Origin of the sequence: Pseudomonas sp. PDM22, from assembly GCF_014851965.1 — a bacterium.
GTDB lineage: Bacteria > Pseudomonadota > Gammaproteobacteria > Pseudomonadales > Pseudomonadaceae > Pseudomonas.
In genome coordinates, this window is record NZ_JACVAR010000005.1 from 381,745 (window position 1) to 397,593 (window position 15,849).

The window sequence follows — 15,849 nt, forward strand, 5'->3', positions numbered from 1 at the left end:
AGGACAAGTCATGCGTAAACGCGTTCTCTTCGCCAGTACTCTGACCCTCCTCGCCTGCGCCACCGCCGCGCAGGCCGACGACAAGCTGGTGCGCTTCTACAACTGGTCCGACTACATGGGCCCGGACACCCTGAAGAACTTCGAGAAGGACTCCGGCGTCAAGGTCCAGTACGACGTCTTCGACACCAACGAGATGCTCGAAGCCAAGCTGCTCTCCGGCCACTCGGGCTACGACCTGGTGGTGCCGTCCAGCCAGTTCCTCACCAAGCAGATCAACGCTGGCGTCTACCAGAAGCTCGATCGCTCGCAGCTGCCCAACTGGAAGAACCTCGACCCGCGCCTGATGAAGCGCCTGGAAGCCGCCGACCCGGGCAACCAGTACGCCGTGCCCTACATGTGGGGCACCGTCGGCATCGGCTACAACTACGACAAGGTCAAGGCCGCACTGGGCGATAGCGCCCCGCTGGATTCCTGGGACCTGATCTTCAAGCCGGAGAACCTGGCCAAGCTGCACGGTTGCGGCGTCGCCTTCCTCGACGCGCCAGTGAAGATCATCCCGCAGGCGCTGCACTACCTCGGTCTGAACCCGAACAGCACCAACCCGGACGACTACACCAAGGCCTCCGCCCTGCTGCAGAAGCTCGCCCCGTCGATCACCTACTTCAACTCCTCCAAGTACACCACCGACCTCGCCAACGGCGACATCTGCGTGGCGGTCGGCTACTCGGGCGACGTGATGCAGGCGCAGACCCGCGCCCAGGAAGCCGGCAAGAAGATCGACGTGCGCTACGTGATCCCCAAGGAAGGCGCCAACCTGTGGTTCGACATGCTCGCCATCCCGCGCGACTCGAAGAACCCCAAGGGCGCCCACGAACTGGTCAACTACCTGCTGCGCCCGGAAGTGATCGCCCCGGTCAGCGACTACGTCGGCTACGCCAACCCCAATACCGGAGCCACCGCGCTGCTCGACCCGAAAGTGCGTGACAACCCCGGCATCTACCCCAGCGACGCGGTGATCGAGAAGCTCTACGTCTCCGCCGACCTGCCGCCGAAAATCCAGCGCGTGATCACCCGCGAATGGACCCGAATCAAGACTGGCCAATGACCTTCGAAGAGCCCTGCCATGCTTAAGTTTTCCGCTCACGAGTATCCCTACGCCTCCCAGCGCCAGAGCGTCTTCGCCCGCAACGGTATGGTCGCCGCCTCGCAGCCCCTGGCTGCCGAGGCCGGCATCGCCATGCTGCGTGCCGGCGGCAACGCCATCGACGCCGCCATCGCCACCGCCGCCGCGCTGACCGTGGTCGAACCCACCGGCTGTGCCATCGGCGGCGACGCCTTCGCCCTGGTCTGGGTCAAGGACCAGCTGCACGGCCTGGACGCCAGCGGCCACGCGCCCGCCTCCCTCTACATCGACAAGGTCAAGGCCGCAGGCTTCGACAAGATGCCCGTACACGGCTGGCTGCCGGTCACCGTGCCGGGCATTCCCTCGGCCTGGGCGGAACTGTCCGCGCGCTTCGGCAAGCTGCCTTTCGCCGACCTGCTGCAGCCCGCCATCGCTCTGGCCCGCGATGGCTTCCCGGTGTCCCCGGTGGTCGCCCACCAGTGGGAAATCGCCCGCCGCGAATACCAGCAAAGCCGCGCCGCCGTGCCCGCGCTGGAAACCTGGTTCGAGACCTTCACCGTCAATGGCGAAGCACCGCGCGCCGGCCAGCTGTTCCGCAACCCGGCCCAGGCGAAAACCCTCGCCGAGCTGGCCGAGACCAAGTGCGAAAGCTTCTACCGCGGCGCCATCGCCGAGCGCCTGGCCGCCCACTCCGCCGCCACCGGTGGCGCGCTGAGCGCCGCTGACCTGGCCGGCTACAAGCCCAAGTGGGTCGAGCCGATCAAGACCAACTACCGCGGCTATGACGTCTGGGAAATCCCACCGGCCGGCCAGGGCCTGATCGCCCTGATGACCCTCAACATCCTCCAGGGCTACGACTTCGACCAGCGCGACAGCCAGCTCACCTGGCACCGCCAGCTCGAAGCGATGAAGAAGGCCTACGCCGACGGTCTGCACTACATCACCGACGCCGAGCACATGCGCGTCAGCACCGCTGCGCTGCTGTCCGACGACTACGCCGCGCGCCGCCGCGCCGAGATCGGCGAACAGGCTGCCGAGCCCAGACATGGCGACCCGCACTCCAGCGGCACCGTGTACATCGCCACCGCCGACGGCGAAGGCAACATGGTCTCGTTCATCCAGAGCGCCTACCACGGCTTCGGCTCTGGCGTGGTACTGCCCGACAGCGGCATCGGCCTGCAGAACCGTGGCTCGGAGTTCAGCCTCGATCCGGCGCACTCCAACGCACTGGCGCCGGGCAAGAAGACCTTCCACACCATCATCCCCGGCTTCCTCAGCAAGGATGGCGTGGCCGTCGGCCCGTTCGGCGTGATGGGCGGCTACATGCAGCCCCAGGGCCACGTGCAGATGGTGATGAACCTGGTGGACTTCGGCCTCAACCCCCAGGCCGCGCTGGATGCCCCGCGCTGGCAATGGCTGGGCGGCATGAAGGTCGGCATCGAGCAACACGCCAACCGTGACCTGGCCTTCGGCCTGGCGCGGCGCGGCCACGAGGTGGAGATCGCCTGCGACCTGACCGACTACGGACGCGGGCAGATCATCGTCCGCGATCCGCAGACCGGCGTGCTCTGCGGCGGCACCGAGCCGCGTGCGGATTCGCATATCGCGGTCTGCTGATGCCCGCCGCTCCTCGCCGGCGCTCGCCGGTGAGGAGCACTTGCGGCCTTACGGCCTCTCGCAGGCCCCGCCCTCGGGCGTCAGGGTGATCTCGACCCGTCGGTTGGCAATCCTGCCCTCTTCCGTGTCATCGCCTGCGACGGGCTCACTGGCGCCGGCGCCACGCACGACGAAACAATCGCTCGGGATATCTCCCATGCGCTGCATCCAGTCGCGTACCGCCTCGGCGCGGTTGCGCGACAGCTCCAGGTTCCGCTGGGGGTCACCGGTGGAGTCGCTGTGGCCAGTGATGACGATCAGCCAGCCGGGTTGCGCCTTGATGCCGAACAGGCTGCTGATCAGCATCTTGGTGGACTCGGGCTTCAGCTCCGCCTTGCCCGGCGGGAACAGCAACTGACTGTCCAGGCGGACCGGGCCGGCAGGCCCCTGCGCCGCGGAATCCGAGCCCGCTACCACTGTCGGCAGCGGCGCACTCGTCCCCGTCATTACCGGCCACCAGCGGCCATGGACCCAGGCGAGCAGCCCGGTCAACAGCATCAGAATGCCCAGCAGCAGCATCCAGGCCCAGAGCGGGCGTCGATTGCGTGCTGCCTGCTGCTCGACCGGCGGCTCTCCGTTATCCAACTTCAGTACGACCACGGCAGGCGCCTCGCTGCGTGGCTTGCGCGGGGTTCGGCGGCGAGTCGGAGAGACCGGCAGCTGAGCCGTTGGGGCGACATCATTCAGCGCCGCCGCTGTCGTCGTTTCGGCTGTTGCGGTGGTTGGCGCCACCTCGACGTCGGCAGTGGCAGTATCCGGTGCCAGGCGTTTGAGCAAGCCCTGCAGCTGACCGCGCAAGGCCTGCAATGGAAGCAACGGCGCCGGTTCGTGGCGCCCCAGCAGTTCCGCCAGCCGCTGGAGCTGCCCATCCAGGAGGAGCAGCTCGGACAGGTCGTCGACCGACAACGGCAAACCCCGCATCCAGGGGCGCAGTTCGGTGAACAGCCAGGCCAGTATCTCCAGTCGAACCGCCAAGGCCGGGGGCCAGAGCCGCTGCCAGCTTCGCTGGAGCAGTCGCTCGATCAGGCTCAAGCCGTCGGCCAGTCCTGGCAATGCACGCCGTTGGGCACGCGCAAGGGCAAAAGCGGCGACCGCTTGCAGCTCCATCCCATGCTCGCGGAACTGAGCCAGACACAGACGCTCCACCCGCGCCCAGTCCAAATCCGGCCGCGCCGGGTGGCTGAGTTTTGCAAGCTCCGCCCCCAGCGCCGCAGACTGTTCGCTCCCCTGCGGATCACCGCCCAGGCGCAGCTCTTCGTCGACCACGCCCATCCCCTCGTCAAGCTCCCCGGCCATCAGCGCACCAGATAGTCACGTTGCTTCAGGTGGCGCACCAGCACCTTGCCCTGCGGTTCCAGCGTCGTACCAAAGGTTGCGCGGGCACCGTCGCGCAACTCCACGTCGAGGCTGTATTCCAGGTGCCCCGGCAGTACCTGCGGCAGGAGCACGACCTGTACCGCGGCCAGGCGCGGCTCGTACTTGAGCAGCATGGCGGACATGGTCGCCATCAGCCCGTGGGCGCTGCCCGGCATGCCATGCAGAATCTGGCTCATGTCCGGCAGGCCATAGTCGGGCAGATGACTGAGGGTGCCGGCGCGGCAGTTGAGGATGCGCTGCAGGTTGTCCAGCACGGACAGCATCGGCTGGTCTTCCTCGCGGACCTGGTGCAGGTCGAGTTCTCCGCTGAAGTTCTGCAGCAGCAGCTCGTAGAGCGACGGGTTCTGCTCGGTCACCACCAGGAGTCCTTCTTCGGCAACGGCACCAGGTTCAGGACGTTGTCGCCCAGTTCGATGACGCGCGCCTGGTCCGGGTCCAGCTCGTCACGGCCCAGCACCAGGCGCCAGCTGCCGCTCTGCAGGTCGGGGAAACGGAACAGCGCCACCACGGCAACGAACTGTGCGTCGGCCAGCATCGGCACGTTCAGCTGCGCCCCCTCTTCCGGCTTCACCACCAGCCGGCGTTCATCCAGCAGATCGGCCGCCAGCGCCTGCTCGCCCTCGCCCAGCAGCTGCTGGTAGCTGGCCGTGTCCAGCGCCTTGCGATCACGCAGCTGATAGACACGCACCAGGGTCGACACCGACAACCCGTTCATGTCCCGCTTGTCCGTGTTCAGCGCGGGGCGCCCGGTGAAGTCCAGGTGCAGCACCTTGACCTGCTTGTAGAAGATGGCGTGGCCGACCGACTTGCCGGCATCCATGGTCCGCTGCGTCAGCCCGCAGCCACCCAGCAGCCCGGCCGCCAGCAGCAAAGCCAGCAGCGATCTAGAAACGGTAAGCGACATCTTGTGTCTCCCTGCTCATCGAGTTTTCGCTCAGTCCCTGATAGCGCCCCAGATTGACCGTGACGCAGGTGTGCCCCGCCGTTCGCCGCATTCCCTCGTCCAGGCCGGGCACCGCCGTCATGCCCAGCAGGACAGCGGGATTGCCGAGGCTGGGCGCCGGCAGGCAGGCCAGCGGCAACGACAGCTGCAAGCGCGCCGTGCAACGCCAGCCCAGGTAGACCCGCAGCAGCACCAGCAGGTCGCTGTGCAACTGCCCGCCGGGTAGCCAGCCGCGCGCCTCAGCGAAATCTTCGGTGGACAGCACGAGCAGCAACTGGCTGTTGGCATCCGCCCCGCTGGCACCCAGCGGAGTGCCCTGCCCCAGGCGCACCGGATGGTTGCGCGAAAACCCGGCCGGGCTGGCCAGCGGCACCTTGCGCGGCCAGTGCGGCGTCACCTGTGCCTGGGTCGAGGGCGCCAGCAGCTTCACCAGCGCCACGACACCTTCGGCATTACGCGTCGGCAGGCGCATCACGCCCAGCAGCGCGAGGAAACGCGACACCGGTGTGGCGATGTGCTCGGCGGTGCCGGGAATACCCAGGCCGATTAGCCCCAGCAGGCACTGCGAGGTGGCGTCCGCGCCACCCGCCTCGAACGAAGCGGGATAGGAGTACTTGCGCCAGATGCGGTAGAACTGGGTGAAGACCCGGTGGTTGAAGATATCGAGGAAGGCCTCCAGCGCCTCGTGCCCCTCGCGGCGCTGGGCGATGTCGTCCAGGTAGGCGGTGGGCATCGGCGAGTCGACGCCATAGAGCCCGAGCAGGCGCGTGCGCACCGTGACCGGGCGCAGCGGGTGCTCTTCATCCACCTCGAAAGCCTTCAGCTCGCTTGCCGGGAAACCCATGCCCGGATGCGGGCGGAAGCGCACGGCATCGTCCGCCGGGTTCGCCGTGCTGCCCAGCGGCGCATTGCCCGGCAACGCGGCCTCCAGCAACTGGCAGAAGCGATACAGGCTGGCCTGGGGCAGCCGGTCACCGAGCGCCTCCAGCAGCCCGCTGGCCTTCAGCCGGGAATTCGCTGACTGTGGTTCTCGTTCCATCGCAGGCACTTTCCAGTGGGTTGCAGGATCAGCGTGAGCTGGTTGAACAGGTGAATATCGGCGTACAACGCGAAGAAGCGGTTGAGCATTTCACCGAACAGATGGATATCGCCCTCGCCCGAGAAGCCGTTGGCATCGAGCGTTACCTCGATGTCCACGCCACGCAGCAGAAACCCTTTTTCGAATCGCTGGATCAGGTGATGGCGAACTTCGGCGATGGCCTCCAGGCGCCGACGGTTCAGCTCACTGTGGGTCCAGTCGTACAGCGCCAGGGTGCCGCGCAGGACCTCGGCGTTATCCAGCATCGGCAGGAAGTTCGAACCCAGGTGGCTGAGTACGCGCCAGTGGAAGCGGTCGCGATTCGGCGGATAGCAGGGCAAGGTCGGCGCGCAGAGGTTGCGAACCCGCAACTCGACCTGCGCCGCCTTCAGCACGGTATCCAGCAGCGTGCTCTGCAGCGCCTTGCGCGGGAGCAGGCCATTGGTGCCGGTCAGACGCAGCGACAGGCTCTCGCCCTCGCGCAGACGGTCACGGTCGAAGCCCTCGCCGCCGAGGATCAGCCAGGTGTCGTGCATGCCGTTGACGCCACGCTTCAGGCGCGTGTGGAAGTAGCGCTCGGGCGCCTCGTCGCGGAGCATCCCGCCCTTGTGGCGGAAGCTGGTGAAAGGCACGTAGTCCTGGCGCTCGGTGCTCTTGGAGGAGGTAACGCTGTCTACCGAATAGATCTCCGTGTGACCGTCCTGCAGGCGCATCGGGCGCAGCAGGTAATCGGTCTGCAGGGGTGCCAGGCGCATGGGGTCGGCTTCCAGCGGGAACAGGTTGATCACCGGTACCGCGTGCAGACGCAGGTGCTCGGCGCTGAGCAGGAACTCGTGGGGCCACTGCTCGCCCAGCACCACGTCCAGCTCGAACCAGGGCAGTCCTTCCTGCACCGGCATCTGCTCCAGCCCGTGGAGGGTGACGAACATGAATTTCTCGCGGAAGGTGAAGTACTCCAGCAGCAGCTGGTACCCGCTGAAGGCGCTGTCGGCCTTGGGCCAGAGACGGTCCTGGGCGGCGAAGCCCTTGGGCGAGAAGTGCCCCTGCAGCGGTCGGCGATCCACGTCGCCGGGCAGCCGCAGATACAGCACCTGGGTCTGCAGCGTCAGCGCCTGGTGCAGTGCGCTGGCCAGCGGAGCGTCTGCATTGAGGTAGAACGGCAGGCGACTCAGGTCGATCTGCTTCCAGTCCGCCAGGGTGCCGCAGGTGAAGCGCAGGCGCAGCACCGAACGGCCGTCGGGCTCGCTGGCCACCCGCAGCGAATCCAGCGCCAGCGGGTGCAGCTTCACGGCCTCGGTGGTGGTGTAGCAGCAGCGGGTTCGCTGCGGACCGATGGGGCGCGAAAGCACCTCGAAACCGGCCTCGATCACCTCGTCGCGCTTCATCTGCAGAGGGTCCGGCGTCAGCTCCACCACCGACAGCGACGGAATCGTGCGCAAATAGTGCGGCCACAGCAGGCTCACCAGCCCTTCGGTCAGCTCCGGCAGGTCGTCGTCGAGCTTCTCGCGCAGGCGCCCCATGAGGAAAGCGAAGCCTTCGAACAGGCGCTCGACATAAGGGTCGCGCGCTCCGGCCTTGTCCAGGTTGAGCTGCGCTGCGCGGTCGGGAAACGCCTCGGCGAACTCCTTGCCCGCCTCACGCAGGTAGCGCATTTCGGCGTCGAAATAGCGCAGTGTCAGATTGTCCATGTTCCAGTCCTGGGAAGAAGGTTCAGCCGCAGAGCACGGCGGCGCGAACGGGATCGATGGCGACCAGGGCGGCCAGCAGGCTTTCCATGCGACGGGCCAGGGCGGGCTTGTCGGCGTCGCTGCGCTGGGCTTTCTGCCGCAACAGCTTGAGCAGGCGGGCCTTGACCTCGAAGCACAGTTCGGGCTCCCAGTCGACGAGGGCCTGCGCCTGGCTGTCCAGCTCGCTCAACAGGTGCGCCGCCAGCTCGGCCTTGCCATGCTGCTCGGCCACGCGGGCCATCAGCAGGCGCAACAGCCAGCGCTGGCGACCGCTGCGCAGGTCCGGGCGGGATGCCAGCCAGGCCAGCGCCGCCTCCACACCGTCGCTGTCGGCCTGGGCCAGGGCTTCGCTTTCCAGCGCCAGCACATCGTCACTGGCCGAACCGGCAGCCACGGCCGTGCTCATCCATTGCGCGGCCTGCCCGGTGCTGACGTGCTGGGCGATCCAGTTGCGCGTGGTCTCGTCGGCGAACGGCGTGCCGTCGCTCCAGTGCAACTGCTCAAGCCCCGGCAGGCGCTCCAGCAGCATGCGCAGATCACCTCTGACCAGCTCGGCCCAGCCGTCATACGGCGTGCCCAGCCGGCCCAGCGCCTGGCACAAGTGCCATTGCAGGTCCAGCCAGAAATGGTTCACCCCTTCGGCAAACATGCGCTCGGCGTGGTCGAGCAGCTCGGTCCAGCCCTGCTGCAGGTTGAGACGCTTGAGCTGCGCCCGGTACTCCGTGCGCGGCGGTGCCAGCCGCGTGTTGCCGCTGGCATCCTGGGGCGGGAGCTGGTGCACGGTGTCCCAGCGCAGGCTGGTCAGCAGGCGATGCGCCGCCAGCCAGCCCTGGGGCTGATCGCGCAGGTAGCTCGCCAGCACCTTGCCGCTGTCGAGCAGGTCGCGCCCGGACTGCACCTTGCCCGGTGCCGGGACGGCGGACGACAGCGTCGGCTCGTTGTGCGCCGCACTGTTCTGCGGCACAAGTGCATTCACTCCGCCGGATTGCGAGAGTCGGCTGCCCAACGCCGCATAGAGGCCGCCCAGTCCCGGCCGCTCGGCTTCCGGCCAGGACGCGAAGATGTCCTCCAGCCAGGCCAGCGCCGCGACCGTGCGCTGGGTCTCCGCCTTCACCACCTCCGGGAACAGCGACAGGCTGTCCAGTACCTTGGCACTGGCCAGCCATTCCAGCGCCATGCGCCGGCTGTTCGGGCGCGCCGGCAGCACCTGAGCACCGAAGCGATCGAGCAACGCCGCCAGCAGCTCCAGGCCGTCAGCGAAACCCGCCTCGCCGTCGCCCTGGGTTCGTGCCCAGAGGTAATAGCTGGCGATTCGCACGTCCTTGCAGCGCTGCTTCAACAGCTGCTCCGCCAGACGCGCCACCAGTTCGACATTGGCGGCGGAGAGCTTGTTGACCTCCTCGCGCATGCGCTGGAAATCGTCGTCGTAGCCGGGGTCCTCACCCACCGCAGCCGCACCCTCGATAGGTTTCAGCCACGCTTTCCACTGCGCCGCCTGCGCCTTGGCCAGCGCCACGGCGTCCTGCCCTTCCAGGCAGGTCGATATCAATCCCTGCAAACTCATCGGTACGTCCTGAAGTCCCTTGCTGTCATTCGCCGTCGTAGCCGAGCGGATCGACCGCAACGTACGGCCCGCCCTGCCCTGCGCCCACAGTGAAAATGTTCTCCGGCAGCGTGAAGCCGCGCAGCTGCAATACCGCCAGCGGACCACGCCCCAGCTCCGTCTGCAGCAGCCAGGTCAATGGCAGCTCATCCGGCGCCTTGAGGACCAGCTCGAAGCGGGTATTGCTGTCGTCCAGTGAGCTCACCTGCGCCTGCTCCAGCAGGCGGATCAGCCCCCACACGCCGGAGTAGTCGCCGAACAGCCGCGCGCCACCCTTGAGGCTGGTCCAGCTCAGCGAGGCGCCCGGATGGTCGGTGCCGCCCGGCCAGGTGAACTGCTGCCAGCTCTCCATCTGGTTGAAATACTCGAGCGTCACGCCATCGAGGATGAAGGTGGTCTCCACCAGATTGCGCACCGGCTTGGCCTGCAACTGGAAGGTCATGCCCATGCCGCCGTCCGTGTAGAGGATGTCCGCCAGATCGCTGAGCTGGTTGACTGCCCGGAGGAACTGCGGATTGAAGTGCAGCCCCTGGCTGTGTGCGCTATCCGGCACCCAGCGGTTGCCTTCCTTGCGCAGCACGCCGCCCAGTTGCGACTTGAGGAACTGGTCAATGCGCCCGCTGCCGGAGCGGATCATCTGCCCCAGCATCGGCAGCGACGCATCGCTGCCGGTCGCATCGAACGGATAGCGCCCCTTGAAAGCCCGGTTCCAGTTCTCCACCACAGCGCGTTGCCACTGGCGATTCAACCCGGCCGCCGAGGGCTGCAACACCCCTTCCCAGGCCTGGTTGAGCGGCTGCACGAAGAGGTTCTGGCCAAAACCGCTCCACTCCGCGCCCAAGCTCGCGGCGATCAGGCCGCCGTAGTCGAGGGTATCGGTGAGGTCCACGCTGGTGCCCTGGAACACGGTCTGCGCCAGGGCCTGGGTCATCGCCTGGGGATCGCTGGCATTGGTCACGTGCTGCAACTTCAGGCGCACACGGGTAACCCGCGTCAGGAAGGCCTGCAGACTCAAGCCGTCCTCGCTCGCCATCGCGCCCTTGTCCTTGCCCATCAGCGCGAGCAGCGGGCCAAAGGTGTTTTCCAGCGGCCCCCGCGGCGCGCTGCTCTTCTGGTCGATGGCGGGCTGCTTGTCCTTCTCCAGCAACTGCTGCGCCGAGCGCATCAGCGAATCGGCCAGCGCCTCGCCCTTGACCTCGGTCTTGCCCTGGTACGCCAGGGTGTTCATCAGCGCGATCAGCGGCGACTGGCGCACATCGCTGAGCAGGGTCAACTGGCTGATGGAGTCGGACAGGCTGTCCGCCTGACGCCAGCGGATGCTGTTGAGGAAGGCCAGCCAGGCATCGCTGAACTCCTGGAAGTAGCGCTCGGTCAATTGCGCCTTGAGCACCTCGGGACTCAGCTCGCTGTCGATAGTGCTCTGCTGGTCGCTCAGCACCCAGTCGATCTCCTCCCGGCGGGTCTCCGCCATTTCGTCGATCGCCTTGCTGACCTGCCCTTCCCAGGCCTGGCGGGTGAATACCCCCGGCACGCTGTTGGGCGTGTCGAACAGACTTGCCGAGTCGGTTTCGCCGACCATGTCCGTCAGTGTCAGCGCCGCGTAGTTGTTGCTCGCCCGGTCGATCACCTGCTGGTACAGGTTGGCCACGCCATTACGCCGCCCCAGCTGCCCCAACAACACCTGCCGGGCCTGCCCGACCAGCGCGGGCTTCGCCTCGATACGCCACTCCGGGTGTGCCGCCAGATGCTGCGCGTAGAAAGTCCACAGAGCAGGAGACAGTCCCTGCCACAGCCCTGGCGCCACACCGGGGCGATCGGCCAGCGCCTCACCCAGTACCTTGGCCAGGAAAGCCGGATCGACCTTCTCCGGCCGCGCCATCATCAGGTAGGCCTTGAGCTGCGCGTGCGCCCCTTCTGCACGCGCTGACCGCTCCGGGCTGTCCGCCGGCAAAGCGGCCAGATCAGCCAGCTGCGCCTCCAGCGCTTGCGCGGCCACATCGCGCATCAACCGATTGTTCGCCTGCGCATAGCGCGGCCACAGCGACTCCAGCAGCGCATCGTTCTGGCTCAGGCCGAAGCGCTGATACCAGGGCACCCCATGCGCGCGCCGGTAATCCAGCCGCGCGATTTCGCGAGTCAGCTCATTGAGTGCCGAAAGCTGGGCGTCCGGGTTGCCGGGTTGGCCGATGGTGGCCAGAGCGCTTTGCACCGTGGCGATCTGCGCGCGGTTACTGGTGAAGGAGACCAGCAGGGCCAATAGGCAGAGGGCGGAGCAGCCCAAGGTGACGGCGTACAGGCCACGCCGCCAGGTCCAGCCGCTCGGTTTGCCACCCAGCGAATGGTCAGCGAGCACTCCACGCCAAGCCGGGTCTACTTGCCATCCATGCTCGACGCCACCGCTCGCTCCCCGTAGCGGCAAGCTGAACCAAAGCCCCCTGGCCGTCACGTTCTTCGCTTGCAGCAGTGGTTCCAGCGCCTCCTTCCAACGCGCAATGCCCTCGCTCCGAAGGTCGCTGGCAAGGCGCAGCAGGAAGTCGTGGGCGCTGTTCTGCCCCATCTGCGCCAGCCCTTTTTCACGCAACGGCTGCTCCAGGCGCTCCAGCCTGCCCGCCAGTTCTTCGCGGCCCAGGCCCGGCACCAACTGGCAGCCGACAGCCTCGCGCGGGCGTTCACCCTGGTCCCACTCGCTACGGCGTACCTCCCAGACATGCACCGGAGCCTGCCAGCGCAGCGCGTGAGTCATCTTCCGCAGATGGCGCACGGCATTGCCTATGTGCTCAGGCTCGGCGCTCTGTTCCTTGTTCAGCGCCCAGACGATGCCGTCCAGCGGACGCCGCGGGCAGAGCTTGCGCCAACGCTGCACCAGTTGCTCATTCACCGCGCCCTGCAGACTACCGCCCCAGAGCAAGACAGTGCCCTCGCCTTCGAGCCATTGCTGACCAGCAAGTGGCGGGGCGATGGCCTTGATTTCTTCCGGCTCACCAACGACCAGCAGCAGGCGGACCTTGCGGCGCCAGAAGTAGCCAAAACTGCTACGCAGCTCCTTGATAACGGGGGCGGCAGTGCTCTCCCGCTTGCCAGCCTCTGGACTCTTGCCCTTGGGAGCGGTTTTTCCAGCCGTCTGCTCATCGAAAGCAGAGCGACCTGCCCGTATGGCCAGCCAACAAAAAGCACCGCCCACCGTCAGCATGAGGCCACCGAATGTTCCGGTGAACCACAGCCAGGTCCGCTGCCGCTCACTTCCGGCTTGAACCCCCAGCAATCCAGGCTCTCGCCAGATCAGCAAAGCCAGGGCGGCACAGGCCAGGATCAATACGCCTGCCAGAATCCAGAACACCACTAAACGTCCAGACCGCATCACGACTCCATCTTGTTCACGCTGGCGGAAGCGGAGGCAGGCTTTAGGACAGCGCACCACAACGCGCCATCGAATGCCGCCCCATCGGAAAGAAGCAATTGCGGCGAACCTGAAGCGCACGCGGCACCGACAGCCGTAGCAATGGCCAGCCACGGAGCCAATTGCCCCGGAGCCCCCAGGCTCCAGGTCAGGTCATGAATCCCCTTTCCTGGCCTTGCGGGAGCGCCCAGATCCTCCAGAACCGCGACGGGTACTCCAGCCTGTTGCGGATCGATCCCTGCCAGCCACGCTTGATTCACCGCCGAGGGCGACAGTGCTGCCCACAAGAGAGCACGCTCCACCGCATGCCTGACCGGGTCCTTGCGCAGAGCGGCGTAGCGCTCGGGGCGATGCAGGACAGCCAGCTTCGTCTGCGAAGCATCGCCCGAACGCTGCAGAAGCAGCCCGACCGCAGCCTCTGCCGAACCTTCCAAAGCTTCGGGACTGATGCGCAGCGCAACGACCAACAGCAAGGGAGGAGACTGCTCGTCCAGCCACTGATCGATGATCTCCAGGTCCTCTACATGGACCCAGGTCACCGGCTGGCGTATTCCGGAGTCTGCCCAGGCCTGATCCCAGGCGGTTTGGCGCTGCTCCTCGTCCAGGGAACTGTCCAGCATCAGCCGAACCGACAACGGAACATCCTTTGGCAGCAGGGCCAGGGGTGCAGCCATATCGGCCAAAAGCCGCGACAACGCCCCCGTCATCTGCTCCACGAGGGTATCTTCAGGGCCGCACGGCAAACGGGAGCAGCGGGCTTCCCCGCCCATATCCCCCGCGGGCTGCATCTTCAGGGCCGACTCCTGGCCAAGCAGAGACTCGATCTGATCCCTTGGCGACGAAGACAGGAACGCCGTCTGCATATTGACCGCCAGCACGGACAACGAACGGCGCCCACGTCTGGTCTCGGCATCGCGGAAAGCCTCCCGGCGCTCGTCCCAGCCATCGGCCACCAGTTGTTGGCCCGCGTACACCAGCCATCGACAGCCGAGCACCGCGCACCACAACAACAGCGGCCAGCCCAGCACCGTCCACCAGAAGCGCTGCGGATGTTGCGCCCAGCCCTCGCCGCCCAGCCCAACGGCTGCCGCTACCCCGGCAAACACCAGGACAGGAAGCAGCCCTAGCCAGAGAAGCCAGCGCGGCGAACTCGGGCGCACCGCAGCCGCAGGGATCGAATCGAGATCGACAGCCATGCTCAGAACGCCGTGACATCCGGCAGCGAAGTAATCAGGGCGCATCCGCAAGCACAGCGGTCCCCGTTGAATGCCACTGGGATGCCAACGTCGCAGACATCGGGGTTCCCCTCGGAAATCACCGTCTCCCCGTGCGCAGAACACTTCACCGGATCACCCAGGCGAGCGATGCCCAGACCATTGAGAATCCACTCGGTCGATCCCGAAACAACGGACCCGCCGCTGGTGGTTTTGTCGCCGACACGGATAATCCCTCTCATGACATATCCTCAAAATAAAGTTACCAAGGCAGAAAAATAAAAATTGAATTTAAAATCTCAAACACTACACAAGCCAAACACCCGCCAAAAATCCGCACAACCTGAAACCTACCGCCCCTCATCAATCCTGATGAGAATCAGCCTTTCATCCCTGAACTCGTAGTAGCGAGTACGATAGCAAGGCAACAGAAGCTTTCCATCAACCCCTACCTCAGGATCAGCAGCCACTCCAGAGATGATAAGTAGTCGACTCCAACTCTTAAAATCCGCATCATAAAAATCATCATCAGGGCCATTCAGTTGATAGGCATTTGGAAATCCCGCAACCACCTTTCCGCTCAACGCGTCGAAAATCTCACCGCATATTGCATTACCCCCACATCCTTTAGTAACTACAACATAGTGACCGGCAAAGTTAGGCTCACTACTGAAGAATTTATGTGAATGCGACACGCGCCCCTCCCCCCCCGACGTTTGAGCCACTTAAATCTCGACCATTCTCCTCGAAGAAATTATCCACTTTATAATCTTCAAATCTCGGCGCTTGTAAATCTGCACAAATCATCGACGAATAAAAAGCAAAGCTTAAAATCAGGAGCCGCGAACCAGCATAAAAATTAATTTTCGACATATTTATCCCGGACTAGAACATAGCTTTTATAAGACCTTAGCCCTCCAAGCTCAGACCACACGGACACTGACCCAGTGCTACCAGAAACATCAACCCCATACCCCCCAGAATAAAGGGCAAGATCGTACCTCTCGCGCCCTCCCACAACCAACCAAATCGGCCCAAGATTAGCGCCCCAACCACAGGCATCACTGGTAGTAATAAAAAACACCTGCTTCTGCTCAAACCCCACTATCTGCTTGCCGACAAGCTGACACCCCAATTCCTTGAAAGGATGAAACGTTTTACTACTTAAAACCTTAGACACCACCTTGTTATCCAAAACAGCAAGGCTGTCATCTTCGATAGTGCACGCCCATAAATTAAAACTTAGAACAGACATGACAAAAAGAGCAGACACCCCACCCCAACGGCTTGCCGGCCACACTAAAAAAACACTTATACAGTAATTATCAATTCGAAGCATGACAAGAATTCCCATCATTAATACAGCGACCATACTGCTCGGCATACTTATTTTCGTAATGCAACGAATGGGGTTCTTCCAGAACAGCAGAAATGTTGAATAACTCGCGAGTCCCGGCATCGTACTTTATCCAGCCAGCAGAACCCGAGCCATCAGTATCGAAGACCAGTTGAGCGACAACCACCTCACCTTGGCGATCATCGATCAGAAGATTGATCTTCCCCTTATCCACATATAGGAATGGAAAGTTGCTACTACGCACTAACTCTGTTAGAAAGCTGTAACACTCACTGCGACCATCCTTAACAAGGCCATCTTCAGCGCGGACTGTGCTAAGCGCCGACAACGCAGCGGCTCCAAATGCAACCAAGACATGCCGTGCTTTCACTCTA

At 64.7% G+C, this 15,849-nt stretch carries 14 protein-coding genes; 2 read left to right on the forward strand and 12 right to left on the reverse strand.

All coding sequences use genetic code 11. The features are described from left to right. Positions 1-10 precede the first annotated feature (10 nt). Both IB255_RS19595 and IB255_RS19600 read left to right on the forward strand, forming a co-directional pair. Positions 11-1,105: a polyamine ABC transporter substrate-binding protein gene (locus tag IB255_RS19595; RefSeq protein ID WP_081518196.1), complete on the forward strand. Its 1,095-nt coding sequence runs from the start codon at positions 11-13 to the stop codon at positions 1,103-1,105. A gap of 18 nt (positions 1,106-1,123) precedes the next feature. Continuing rightward, positions 1,124-2,740 (forward strand): gamma-glutamyltransferase family protein, encoded by a 1,617-nt coding sequence (locus IB255_RS19600; RefSeq protein ID WP_081518197.1) that lies wholly within the window; start codon positions 1,124-1,126, stop codon positions 2,738-2,740. 48 nt (positions 2,741-2,788) lie between these two features. Here the strand turns inward: IB255_RS19600 and IB255_RS19605 are convergent, their stop codons facing one another. The 12 genes from IB255_RS19605 to IB255_RS19660 all read right to left on the reverse strand — a co-directional run bounded on the left by IB255_RS19605 (position 2,789) and on the right by IB255_RS19660 (position 15,845). Further along, positions 2,789-4,075, reverse strand: coding sequence for an OmpA family protein (locus tag IB255_RS19605; protein ID WP_225594929.1), 1,287 nt, complete (start codon positions 4,073-4,075; stop codon positions 2,789-2,791). Further along, positions 4,075-4,512: a type VI secretion system baseplate subunit TssE gene (tssE, locus tag IB255_RS19610; protein ID WP_081518693.1), complete on the reverse strand. Its 438-nt coding sequence runs from the start codon at positions 4,510-4,512 to the stop codon at positions 4,075-4,077. The genes IB255_RS19605 and tssE overlap by 1 nt, the downstream gene beginning before the upstream one ends. After that, positions 4,509-5,060 carry a type VI secretion system lipoprotein TssJ gene (tssJ, locus tag IB255_RS19615; protein WP_081518198.1) on the reverse strand — a complete coding sequence of 184 codons (552 nt, stop codon included), beginning with the start codon at positions 5,058-5,060 and terminating at the stop codon, positions 4,509-4,511. The genes tssE and tssJ overlap by 4 nt, the downstream gene beginning before the upstream one ends. After that, a complete protein-coding gene (gene tssG, locus IB255_RS19620) occupies positions 5,041-6,138 on the reverse strand; it encodes a type VI secretion system baseplate subunit TssG (protein WP_081518199.1) in 1,098 nt (365 codons plus the stop codon). The genes tssJ and tssG overlap by 20 nt, the downstream gene beginning before the upstream one ends. Beyond that, positions 6,102-7,865, reverse strand: a complete 1,764-nt coding sequence (gene tssF, locus IB255_RS19625) for a type VI secretion system baseplate subunit TssF (protein WP_081518200.1) — start codon at positions 7,863-7,865, stop codon at positions 6,102-6,104. Before tssF ends, tssG begins: the two co-directional genes overlap by 37 nt. Positions 7,866-7,887: 22 nt before the next feature. Next, positions 7,888-9,468 carry a type VI secretion system protein TssA gene (gene tssA / locus IB255_RS19630; protein WP_081518201.1) on the reverse strand — a complete coding sequence of 527 codons (1,581 nt, stop codon included), beginning with the start codon at positions 9,466-9,468 and terminating at the stop codon, positions 7,888-7,890. Between the two features lie 25 nt (positions 9,469-9,493). Then, positions 9,494-12,865, reverse strand: a complete 3,372-nt coding sequence (locus tag IB255_RS19635; RefSeq protein WP_081518202.1) for an ImcF-related family protein — start codon at positions 12,863-12,865, stop codon at positions 9,494-9,496. Beyond that, positions 12,865-14,100 (reverse strand): hypothetical protein, encoded by a 1,236-nt coding sequence (locus IB255_RS19640; RefSeq protein ID WP_081518203.1) that lies wholly within the window; start codon positions 14,098-14,100, stop codon positions 12,865-12,867. Before IB255_RS19640 ends, IB255_RS19635 begins: the two co-directional genes overlap by 1 nt. Positions 14,101-14,102: 2 nt before the next feature. Beyond that, on the reverse strand, positions 14,103-14,360 hold the full coding sequence (locus IB255_RS19645; protein WP_081518204.1) for a PAAR domain-containing protein: 258 nt from the start codon (positions 14,358-14,360) through the stop codon (positions 14,103-14,105). 108 nt (positions 14,361-14,468) lie between these two features. Continuing rightward, positions 14,469-14,813: a hypothetical protein gene (locus tag IB255_RS19650; RefSeq protein WP_139791566.1), complete on the reverse strand. Its 345-nt coding sequence runs from the start codon at positions 14,811-14,813 to the stop codon at positions 14,469-14,471. 164 nt (positions 14,814-14,977) lie between these two features. Then, a complete protein-coding gene (locus IB255_RS19655) occupies positions 14,978-15,457 on the reverse strand; it encodes a hypothetical protein (protein WP_139791567.1) in 480 nt (159 codons plus the stop codon). Then, on the reverse strand, positions 15,444-15,845 hold the full coding sequence (locus IB255_RS19660) for a hypothetical protein (RefSeq protein ID WP_139791568.1): 402 nt from the start codon (positions 15,843-15,845) through the stop codon (positions 15,444-15,446). The genes IB255_RS19655 and IB255_RS19660 overlap by 14 nt, the downstream gene beginning before the upstream one ends. Positions 15,846-15,849 lie beyond the last annotated feature (4 nt).

Coding starts and splice junctions, on each gene's coding strand:
- IB255_RS19595 (WP_081518196.1), top strand. CDS start 11: ATGCGTAAACGCGTTCTCTTCGCCAGTACTCTGACCCTCCTCGCCTGC.
- IB255_RS19600 (WP_081518197.1), top strand. CDS start 1,124: ATGCTTAAGTTTTCCGCTCACGAGTATCCCTACGCCTCCCAGCGCCAG.
- IB255_RS19605 (WP_225594929.1), bottom strand. CDS start 4,075: ATGGCCGGGGAGCTTGACGAGGGGATGGGCGTGGTCGACGAAGAGCTG.
- tssJ (WP_081518198.1), bottom strand. CDS start 5,060: ATGTCGCTTACCGTTTCTAGATCGCTGCTGGCTTTGCTGCTGGCGGCC.
- tssG (WP_081518199.1), bottom strand. CDS start 6,138: ATGGAACGAGAACCACAGTCAGCGAATTCCCGGCTGAAGGCCAGCGGG.
- tssF (WP_081518200.1), bottom strand. CDS start 7,865: ATGGACAATCTGACACTGCGCTATTTCGACGCCGAAATGCGCTACCTG.
- tssA (WP_081518201.1), bottom strand. CDS start 9,468: ATGAGTTTGCAGGGATTGATATCGACCTGCCTGGAAGGGCAGGACGCC.
- IB255_RS19635 (WP_081518202.1), bottom strand. CDS start 12,865: ATGCGGTCTGGACGTTTAGTGGTGTTCTGGATTCTGGCAGGCGTATTG.
- IB255_RS19640 (WP_081518203.1), bottom strand. CDS start 14,100: ATGGCTGTCGATCTCGATTCGATCCCTGCGGCTGCGGTGCGCCCGAGT.
- IB255_RS19645 (WP_081518204.1), bottom strand. CDS start 14,360: ATGAGAGGGATTATCCGTGTCGGCGACAAAACCACCAGCGGCGGGTCC.
- IB255_RS19655 (WP_139791567.1), bottom strand. CDS start 15,457: ATGCTTCGAATTGATAATTACTGTATAAGTGTTTTTTTAGTGTGGCCG.